The 9,572-nt window shown below is 65.5% G+C and carries 10 protein-coding genes; 6 read left to right on the top strand and 4 right to left on the bottom strand.

Going from position 1 to position 9,572, the window contains the following annotated elements:
* Together VGM20_13085 and VGM20_13080 are read left to right on the top strand one after the other, a co-directional pair.
* On the top strand, positions 1-376 hold a 376-nt coding region (locus VGM20_13085; protein ID HEY4101801.1), incomplete at its 5' end, for a hypothetical protein.
* 70 nt (positions 377-446) lie between these two features.
* The gene (locus tag VGM20_13080) at positions 447-896 is read left to right on the top strand and encodes a CHRD domain-containing protein (protein HEY4101800.1); all 450 of its coding nucleotides are present in this window, start codon (positions 447-449) and stop codon (positions 894-896) included.
* Between the two features lie 76 nt (positions 897-972).
* Here VGM20_13080 and VGM20_13075 read toward each other — a convergent pair whose 3' ends face one another.
* Entirely contained in the window at positions 973-1,602 is a 630-nt protein-coding gene (locus VGM20_13075) for a carbonic anhydrase (GenBank protein ID HEY4101799.1), read from the bottom strand.
* 118 nt (positions 1,603-1,720) lie between these two features.
* Between VGM20_13075 and VGM20_13070 the strand changes: the two genes are divergently transcribed.
* Positions 1,721-2,908: an MBL fold metallo-hydrolase gene (locus tag VGM20_13070; GenBank protein ID HEY4101798.1), complete on the top strand. Its 1,188-nt coding sequence runs from the start codon at positions 1,721-1,723 to the stop codon at positions 2,906-2,908.
* Between the two features lie 27 nt (positions 2,909-2,935).
* Here VGM20_13070 and VGM20_13065 read toward each other — a convergent pair whose 3' ends face one another.
* The 3 genes from VGM20_13065 to VGM20_13055 are packed head-to-tail and all read right to left on the bottom strand — an operon-like array spanning position 2,936 to position 5,075.
* On the bottom strand, positions 2,936-3,478 hold the full coding sequence (locus tag VGM20_13065) for a hypothetical protein (GenBank protein ID HEY4101797.1): 543 nt from the start codon (positions 3,476-3,478) through the stop codon (positions 2,936-2,938).
* Positions 3,479-3,497: 19 nt separating this feature from the next.
* On the bottom strand, positions 3,498-4,565 hold the full coding sequence (locus tag VGM20_13060) for a sulfite oxidase (GenBank protein HEY4101796.1): 1,068 nt from the start codon (positions 4,563-4,565) through the stop codon (positions 3,498-3,500).
* Positions 4,566-4,583: 18 nt separating this feature from the next.
* Complete coding sequence (locus tag VGM20_13055; GenBank protein ID HEY4101795.1) at positions 4,584-5,075, bottom strand: LURP-one-related family protein; 492 nt, start codon at positions 5,073-5,075, stop codon at positions 4,584-4,586.
* A gap of 77 nt (positions 5,076-5,152) precedes the next feature.
* On the opposite strand from VGM20_13055, the gene tkt reads away from it, so the two are divergent.
* The 3 genes from tkt to VGM20_13040 are packed head-to-tail and all read left to right on the top strand — an operon-like array spanning position 5,153 to position 9,554.
* Positions 5,153-7,147 (top strand): transketolase, encoded by a 1,995-nt coding sequence (gene tkt / locus VGM20_13050; GenBank protein HEY4101794.1) that lies wholly within the window; start codon positions 5,153-5,155, stop codon positions 7,145-7,147.
* 13 nt (positions 7,148-7,160) lie between these two features.
* A complete protein-coding gene (gene tal, locus VGM20_13045; protein ID HEY4101793.1) occupies positions 7,161-8,270 on the top strand; it encodes a transaldolase in 1,110 nt (369 codons plus the stop codon).
* 39 nt (positions 8,271-8,309) lie between these two features.
* Positions 8,310-9,554, top strand: a complete 1,245-nt coding sequence (locus VGM20_13040) for a dicarboxylate/amino acid:cation symporter (protein HEY4101792.1) — start codon at positions 8,310-8,312, stop codon at positions 9,552-9,554.
* Positions 9,555-9,572 lie beyond the last annotated feature (18 nt).

Below are 9,572 nucleotides of genomic sequence, written 5' to 3'. Positions count from 1 at the left end.
GTTCGCGGTCGATCTCCTTCCGGGTGATTCTGCAATTGTCGCCCAGCCCGCCGCCGGCGGCTTTGCTTTTTATGCGGTGCCGATGGGAAGCGAGAAGGACGCCGCGTCGCTATTGAATCCCGGCGACAATCTGGCGTACGTCTCGGACGACGGCTCGAAAATCCTCTATCTCCAGGTGAACGGCGCAACTCGCGATTTGGGTCTTCTCGACCGGAAGACGGGAGTTCGCCGCCAACTGACGCACACCGCCGCGGATGAAGGTGCCGCCACGCTGACCCCCGACGGCAAGACGGTGGTATTCATCCGGTCCCGACCGGTGCGACGGATCGCCATCGCCGACCTGACCAAGCTGCTGACGGGAGCGCACCCGCAATAGCATCTGCGGTGCGTCCGACCGACTGACCGTCGTCCCCGGAGCCGTCCAACACTCCGAGGATCACATGTTCATGACCATCGCCGTTATCGGACTCGCCGCCGCCCCCGGGCCGCGTCCGGTTATCCATCATGCCCAGAGCGTCAAGTACACCGCCGAGATGTCCGGTGCGAGCGAGACCCCCGCAACAACGTCGACCGCAACCGGTACCGCCACCCTCACGCTGACCGGTTCGATGCTCCATTACGACGTGACTGTCCATAATCTTTCCAACACTGCGACCGCGGCGCACATCCATGTCGGGGCCGCGGGCGTAGCCGGTCCGCCGGTCTACACGTTCACCGTCAAGCATATCAAGGACGGCACGGTGGCATCGGGAACGCTTGACCTGAGGAAGGGAGCCAACCCGGGAATCTCCGGCGATTCGCTGAAGACGCTCCTGAACAACGGCAATGCGTACGTAAACGTCCACACCGCCACGAACCCGAACGGTGAGATCCGTGGCCAGGTGATGAAGCACTAGCCGATTGCAGAGAATGGAAATGCGGCGGGGCGGCTGAAAGGCCGCCCCGTTCTGCTACATCAGTCCTTCGCTCGATTCAGTGCGCCGGGATGTCGGCGTCGAAGATATCGACGATGCCGGTTTCGACCGAGTATTCCGCGCCGACGATCCACAGACCGTCGTCACGAACCAGCTGCTCGATCGTCTGCGATCCGTGGCGCAGGTGTGACACCGACGCGCGGATGTTGGCCCGGACTGCGCGCGCCGCGAGCGCCGGGAGATCGTTGACGAGATCGGTGCTCAGGAGTTCTTCCACCGATGGCCGGACGCGATTGACGATCGCATCGAGCGCGTGGGAGCCGGCCGGCGAGGGGTCCCGCAATTCCTCGATCGTCGCGCGGATCGCGCCGCAATCGGTGTGACCCATCACGATCACGAGCCGGGTCCCGAAGCGGGCGGCGGCGAATTCGACACTGGCGATCTGCGACGGCGCGACGATGTTCCCCGCGACGCGGATGACGAACAGGTCGCCAAGCCCCTGATCGAAGACGATCTCCGCTGGCACCCTCGCATCGGAGCATCCGAGGATGATCGCGAACGGCGGCTGCTTCGCCGCGAGGTCGGCGCGGCGAGTCTGGCTCAGGTATGCGTCGGAACTGCGCACATGTTCGACGAAGCGGTGGTTACCGTCCTGCAATCGTTTCAAAGCGTCGCGCGCCGGGATCATCGTCGTCCTTCGGGTGGGGCTGTGCGTAGTGTAGCAACAGCGGATGGCGTGCTGCTCGGAATGGAACGAAGATAACGCGACGAGCATCGCATCGTCCCACGCAAATACACGGAGCCTGATGCCGATGCGTCACCACCCGATTCGATTCCTGATCGCTGCCACCACCTGCTCGCTGATCGTCTGTTCGCCGGCGCGTCTTGATGCGCAAAGTCCAACGGATGAAGCGCGACAGCACCTCGCCCGGGCGCGCGAACTCGCTGGAAGTGCCTTCCTGACCACGGAGGAGGTGCAATGCAACGAACTCGGCGAGGGGGATCCGTATCGTGCCGGTGGGAAGGAATCCCACCTTCCGCCGACCCGCGTCTTCGACAACCTGTATTACGTCGGAACCGACCGCCTCGGCGCGTGGGCGGTGCAGACGTCGGCGGGGATCATCCTGATCAACGCAATGCACACCGGGTCGGCCGAGTCGATGGTGGCGGGCGGGCTCCGCAAGGTCGGCCTCGATCCGGCGCAAGTGAAGTACGTGATTGTCACGCAAGCCGACGGCGACGAATACGGCGGCGCGAAATATTTCCAGGACAAGTACGCAGCACAGGTGATCATGTCACCCGAAGACTGGACGGAAGCGGCACGCCTCGCGGCGATCCGGCCGTCGCGCACTCGCGCGGGTGATTCGCTCGGCGGTGGCAGCCGGCGCGGCGGAGGCGGCGGTGGGGGCGGCGGCACGGGTGGTCGCGGCGGCGGCGGATTTGGTGGCGGCCGCGGAGGGTTTGGCGGAGGACGCGGCGGCGGTGGTGGCGGATTCGGCCGCAGCGGCTCGACGGGCGGAAACCGGTCAGCCGGGAACGAGAGCGCGGCCGTCGATGACGTACCCCATCGCGATCTCACCGCAGTCGACGGGCAGACGTTCACCCTCGGCAACGAAACGGTGACGGTCCTCATGACTCCATCGCATACTGCTGGTACGATTTCGGTCATCGTCCCGGTGACCGATCACGGCACGCCGCACACGGCAGTGGTCCTGGGGGGCACCGAGATTCCGGCCGGAAGCGACATGAAGAACGCCTACATCACATCGCTGGCGCACCTGTCGAAGGTTGCCGACTCGGCGCACGCCGATGTCGAGCTCAACAGCTACCCCTTTGTCGACAATGCCGTGCCGAGGATGGATTCACTCCGACGCGCCAAGGGACCGATGACCAATCCGTTCGTGATCGGAACCGACGGACTGCACCGTTATCTCGACGTACTGAGCGAATGCGGCTGGGTGTCGCTGCTCGGACCGCGACGCCCCGCGGATTGACGCGCCGCAGGGTGCCGTCGCTTCGACTTACGGCGCGCCGTAGCGGGTGACGCCCAGCGCCGCGCGTCCCTTGTGGTAGGTGATCACGTCGACTTCGTCGAAGTTGCTGCTTTTCCACTTCCGCGATAGCGGTCGTGCGCCGAGCGCCGCTTCGAGCTGCGGGAGTTCTTCGTGATTCCAGCAGATGAGGATCGTCTTCCCCGCGAGTGACTTATCGTGCAGAATTGCGCGTGCGAGCTTGACCGGCTCGCTGCCGTGATATGGTGTGCGGACGGCCAGGCCGAGCTGGTGCGCGAGCGGCGCAACCGTTTCCTGGGTGCGCTGGCCGTCGGCATCGTGCGTCGTCTGCGTGGCGTAGATCGCGACCGGAAGGCCGCCGTCCCGAATCGCCGGGGTGGTGGTGATGAAGGTCACCAGATCGTGTGATCGCTTCACGCCGGCTGGAGAGAGATGGGGATTGCGTGAGTCGCCCGGTTTCTCGCCGTGACGGACGATGATGATGCGGGCCGGGCCGGCCTGCGCCGCCAGCGGTGCTGCGCCGATCGCGGCCGCAGCGAGCGCGAGGATCACGCGGCCGGCGCGACCTCCCCTAGTCGACCTCAATGGCAATTCGATGCCACGCGTTGTTGCAGTAGCCTTTGACATTCCACACCTCATCGAGTGAAGCCGGTTGGGTTCGGCCGTCGGCATCCGTCGCCTTTACTGCAATGACGTGCGTGCCGGTCTGGAATGACAGGTTGGCTTCCCAGAGACTCCACGCCCACCGTCCGGTCGGGGAGATCCGGGCCGCGGTCCAGTGGATGCCGTCATCGGCCGAGACCTCGACCGATCGGAGCGGCGTACCCCCCGACCCGATTGCCCAACCCCGGATGGTGATTGGCCCCGGCCGGCATCTGGCGCCGTCGCGAGGGTCGACGATCACCGCGTTGAGCGATACCTCTACCAGCGCCGTCCCGGCGGAAACATCGCGCGGTTTCGACGGGTCGATCTCGCGCTGCATCCGGTAGGCGCGGGTCTGGAAGTAGTTGTCCGACGGATCACGGCGGAGGGTGATCGCGCCGAGCCATTTCACGCTGCGCGCCCCGATCCACCCGGGAACGACGGCGCGTACCGGCGCTCCGTGACGCGCTGCCAGCGGCTCGTCATTGAGATGCGTCGCGAGAATCACGTCGGCGGTGCGCGCCTTCTCGATGTCGATCGAGCCGCCAAAGCCGAATTGGCGCCCATCGCGATCGATCTGATCGAGCCCGGTGAATTCGACATACCGTGCATCGGGGTCGATGCCGACGATTCCGAGGATGTCGGCGAGCGGGACCCCGCTCCACCGGCCGGTACTCGCTGGTTCGGGACCCCACGGAAGTTCACCGGGAAGGGGCGCCACGCGGAGGAGCTCCGACCGGCGCAATCCGGCGCAGACCAGCGTTGCCGTGACTTCGCGGCGGCGCATCGCGGCGAGATCGGCGAGGCGGAGCTGCTGTGGCCGCTGGACGAGGCCGCCGATCTCGAGATGCCATCGGTCCGGATCGACATGGGGGACCGGGGCGTGGCTCCTGGAGAAGAACCGCGCCGTCTCGGTGATTCCGCCGGGGGCCGCGGGATCAGGCCACGCGGCGCTGTTGAACCCTTCCGCGTCAAAATTGCGCCGTTCAGACGACATGGTGCGGGATCCGTCGCCTCATCGCCGGTTGTCGTCCGGGTGACATGCCATGTCGATCACCACGGTACTGGCGAGGAGCAGCACGGCGTCTTCCCCATCGGCGACATCGACGCCGTACGTGTCGGTCAGTGCGAACCATTGTTTCGACACCGTGGCGACGGCGTTGCCGCCGCGCGAGATCACGTACTCGTGGTCGGTGAAGTTGCCCAGGGCGGAGAGATCATCGGGACCGGGGACATCGACGCTGAAGGTGCAACGGAACAGCGTGAAGAGTTGCTTCTTCACCACGGCGGCGAGTGCCCCGTCACGATAGAGTTCGTAGGTGGGACCCCAGGCGAGGAGCTTCTGCTTGATGAAGGCGAGCTCGCGTTTCGACATGTCCTGAAACGAGAGTTGATGCCCGAGGGAGAAGACCTTGCCGTCGACGAAGAAGGCGTCGTTTCCGGCACTGTCTCGGATGGTGAAGTCGTCGCCCCAGGAGAAGAGCTTCTGCTTCATCTGGTATTGCATCGGCTCGCAAGATAGTTCGGCTGGCGCCCATTATCTTGCTGCACCCAACGTTCGGACTCCACACGCAGGCGGAACCAGTGCCAACCACCGCTGCCATTTCCAGCAAGCCGCCGATCAACGACGCCGCAGCCTGGCAGGTCATCAACTCGATCAGGGTGTTGGCGATGGACGCGGTGCAGGCCGCCGACTCCGGCCACCCCGGCACGCCGATGGCGCTGGCCCCGGTGGGATACCTGCTCTGGCGCCGCCATCTCAAGCACGCCCCGCATCACCCCGACTGGCCCGACCGCGACCGGTTCGTGCTGTCGTGCGGCCATGCGTCGCTGCTCCTGTACTCGCTGCTGCACCTCTCGGGGTACGACCTCTCGCTCGACGACATCAAGAACTTCCGGCAGTGGGGGTCGAAGACTCCGGGTCATCCGGAACACGGCCACACCGTCGGCGTCGAAACGACGACCGGCCCCCTCGGTCAGGGGATGGGAAACGCCGTGGGAATGGCGATCGCCGAGCGGCTCCTCGCCTCGCAGTTCGGCACCGACCTCGTCGACCACCGCACCTGGGTCTTCGCGTCCGACGGCGACATGATGGAGGGGGTCGCGAGCGAGGCGGCGTCGCTGGCGGGCCATCTGCAGCTCGGGAAGTTGACAGTGATCTACGACGACAATCAGATCACCATCGACGGGCATACCAGCATCACCTTCACCGAGAGCGTCGAGCAGCGCTTCCAGGCGTACGGATGGCGGACGCTGCACGTCGACGACGGCAACGACCTCGCCGCGATCGATGCGGCGCTCGCCGATGCCGCGTCGCAGTCGGAGCGGCCGACGCTGATCCGCCTCCGCACCGTGATCGGCAATCCCGCGCCGACCAAGGAGGGGACGCCGGAAGCGCACGGCGCACCGCTCGGCCGGGACGAAGTCGCAAGAACCAAGGCGATCCTGCACTGGCCGCAGGATCCGTATCACGTCGCACCCGAAGCGTACGATGAAATGCGTCCGCTGCTGGCGCGTGGCGACACGATGGTGTCGACGTGGGAAGCACGGCTCGCCAGGAGCCCTGAGGCATCGCTCTTCCGGAGCCGGCTCGCCGGAGAGCTTCCGGCCAACTGGGAGGCGTCGCTCCCCGATCTCTCCAAGGAATCACTCGCCACGCGCCAGGCGTCGCAGAAGGCGCTCGAAGTGATTGCGAAGGGCGTCCCCGCATTGATGGGCGGCTCCGCGGATCTCGGCGGCAGCAACGGCACGAATATCAAGATCGGCGAAATCTTCGACGCCGAGACCACCGGGCCGCGCATGCACTGGGGCGTGCGGGAACACAGCATGATGTCGGCGCTCAACGGCATCGCGGTGCACGGGGGATTCCGCCCGTACGGCGCGACATTCCTGATCTTCCTCGACTACTGCAAGCCGGCAGTGCGCCTTGCCGCGCTGATGAAGCAGGCGCCGATCTACATCTTCACCCACGATTCAATCGGTCTCGGCGAAGACGGTCCGACGCATCAACCAGTGGAACAGCTCGCGATGCTGCGGAGCATCCCGGGGATGGTGGCCCTCCGCCCCGCCGACGCGGCCGAGACGGTCGAAGCGTGGAAAGCAGCGATGCATCACACCGACGGACCGACCGCGCTGATTCTCACCCGGCAGAAGCTCCCGGCGCAAGCGCGGGCGGCCGACGCCGTGGGCGAAACCGCGCGCGGCGCGTACATTCTTCGTGAACCGTCACAGCCGCCGCGCGCCATCGTGATCGCGACCGGCAGCGAAGTACAGGTGGCAATCAAGGCGGCGGAGACACTGGACGGAGAAGGGATTCCCACGCGCGTCGTGTCGATGCCGTCGTGGGAGCTGTTCGCGGCCCAGGACGACGTGTGGCGCGAGCGGGTGCTGCCGTCGTCCATCACCGCGAGAGTGTCAGTCGAAGCCGCCTCGTCGTTCGGCTGGTGTCGCTGGACAGGGAGCCGCGGGACCGCGATCGGGCTCGACCATTTCGGTGCGTCGGCTCCCGCGGAGCGGCTCTTCAAGGAATTCGGATTCACCCCCGACCACGTCGCGGCCGCCGTGCGCGCACTGGTCTGACCGGAGCATCGCGATGGCGCAACCACTGCAGCAGCTCACCGAGCTTGGCCAGAGCATCTGGTACGATTTCGTCACGCGTGACCTGATCCAGTCCGGCGAACTTGCGCGGCTGGTGACCCAGGATTCGCTGCGCGGGATGACGTCGAACCCGACGATCTTCGAGAAGGCGGTCGCGGGCAGCGGCGACTACGATGACGACATCCGTACGCTCAGTCGCGCCGGAGAATCACCGGAGGCGATCGTCGAAGCGCTGATGGTCAAGGATGTGAAGGCGGCGTGCGACGTGTTTCGCCCGGTGTATGAGCACAGCGGGCACGGAGACGGCACGGTGTCCATCGAGGTGTCGCCCAAGCTGGCGCACGACACCGAGGGAACGATCGAAGCGGCGCACCGGCTGTGGAAGCTGGTCGACCGGCCGAATCTGATGGTGAAGATCCCCGGCACCGCAGCGGGGTTGCCGGCAATCGAGCAATGCCTCGCCGACGGCATCAACATCAACATCACTCTCCTCTTCAGCGTCGATCGGTACAAGCAGGTGATCGAGGCATTCCTTTCGGGGTTGGAGCGGCGCATCAAGCTCGGTCTCCCGGTCGCTACCGTCTATTCGGTCGCGAGCTTCTTCGTGAGCCGGGTGGATGGCCAGACCGACCCCGCCCTTGCCAAGGCCGGTGATCGCGGCAAGCGGTTCCTGCATCAGATGGCGATCGCGAATGCGCGCGTGGCGTATGCAGTCTTCGGCCAGTCGCTGATGCATCCGCGCTGGCAGGCGATCGCATCGCACGGAGCCAAGGCGCAGCGCCCCCTCTGGGCGTCGACGAGCACCAAGGACAAATCACTCTCCGACATCTTCTATGCCGAGGCGCTGATCGCGCCCGACACCGTGAATACGTTGCCGCCCGACACCTTCCGTGCCTACAACGACCACGGCAAGCCCGAGGTCCGGATCACGCCGCAGAGCGAGATCGAGGCCGAGGCGCTCCTGGCCGGTTACGAGAAACTCGGCGTGGCACCGCTGGCGGAGCGGACGGCCTTCCTCGAAGAGGACGGCGTGAGCAAGTTCTCCGACAGCTGGAATGCGCTGGTCGATCGCGTCAAGCAGAAGGCTGGCGCGCTCGCGGCCTGACCGGCCTCGCACCCGGTCCACCTCCACGAAGGAACCACAATGCGAAAGGTCTCACTGACCTCATGGATCGTCGTGTCGATGATCGTGGGCGTGGTGATCGGCTGGCTCAATCACGCCTACTGGCCCGACGTGGACATGGCACAGATTCTCGGCCCGTTCTCGACGATCTTCCTCGCACTGATCAAGTGCATCGTGGTCCCGTTGATCTTCGGCGCCCTGGTGGTCGGCATCGCCGGGCACGGCGATGATCTCTCGCGGGTGGGCAAGCTGGCGCTCCGCTCGATCATCTATTTCGAGATCATCACCACCATCGCACTGATCGTCGGGCTGGTGATGGTCAATCTCATCAAGCCCGGGGTCGGTGTGGCGCTCACCGGCGCCGGAACCGCCGGACAACAGCTGGCGCAGACCAAGGTGACCTTCGCCGGCGTCCTCACTCACGCCGTGCCGACGTCGTTCTTCGACAGCGCGGCGAAGAACGAGGTGCTCCAGATCGTCGTGTTCACGGTGATCTTCGGCGCCGCGCTGAGCCGGGTGGTCGGCAAGCCGCGCGACGTGATGCTTTCGTTCTGCGATTCACTGACGCAGGTGATGTTCAAGTTCACCGAGATCGTGATGAAGTTTGCCCCGATCGGGATCGGCGCCGCGGTGGCCGTCACGGTGGGTCACAGCGGACTCGGCGTCCTGCGCAACCTTGGCGTGCTGGTGCTGACGCTGTACGGCGCGCTGCTGGTCTTTGTGCTTGTGGCACTGGTCCCGGTCACCTTCATCTTTCGCATACCGCTGGGGCTCTTCTGGAAGCACGTTCGCGAGCCCTACCTCATCGCCTTCTCCACTGCGTCGTCGGAAGCGGCACTTCCGCTCGCGATGGAAAACATCGAGAAGATGGGCGTCCCCAAGCGGATCGTCGCGTTTGTCCTGCCGGCGGGCTACTCGTTCAATCTCGACGGATCGACGCTCTATCTCGCCGTGGCATCGGTGTTCGTGGCGCAGGCGGCGGGAGTCGCCATGCCGATCGGCACGCAGCTGCTGATGCTGCTGACGCTGATGCTGACGTCGAAGGGCGTTGCCGCCGTGCCGCGCGCGGCGCTGGTCATCCTCTCGGGAACCCTCGCATCGTTCGGCCTGCCGCTCGAAGGGGTCGCCGTCATCCTTGGCGTCGATGCATTGATGGACATGGCCCGGACGTCGATCAACCTGCTGGGCAACTGCCTCGCCGCGGTGGTCATGGCGCGGTGGGAAGGTGAATTCCATCCCGAACGGGCCGAACAGCTCTCGGTCTAGCACGATGCAATGCAATCG

The organism is Gemmatimonadales bacterium (genome assembly GCA_036500345.1).
Classification (GTDB): Bacteria; Gemmatimonadota; Gemmatimonadetes; order Gemmatimonadales; family GWC2-71-9; genus Palsa-1233.
This window is presented reverse-complemented; position numbering and strand designations above follow the sequence as displayed.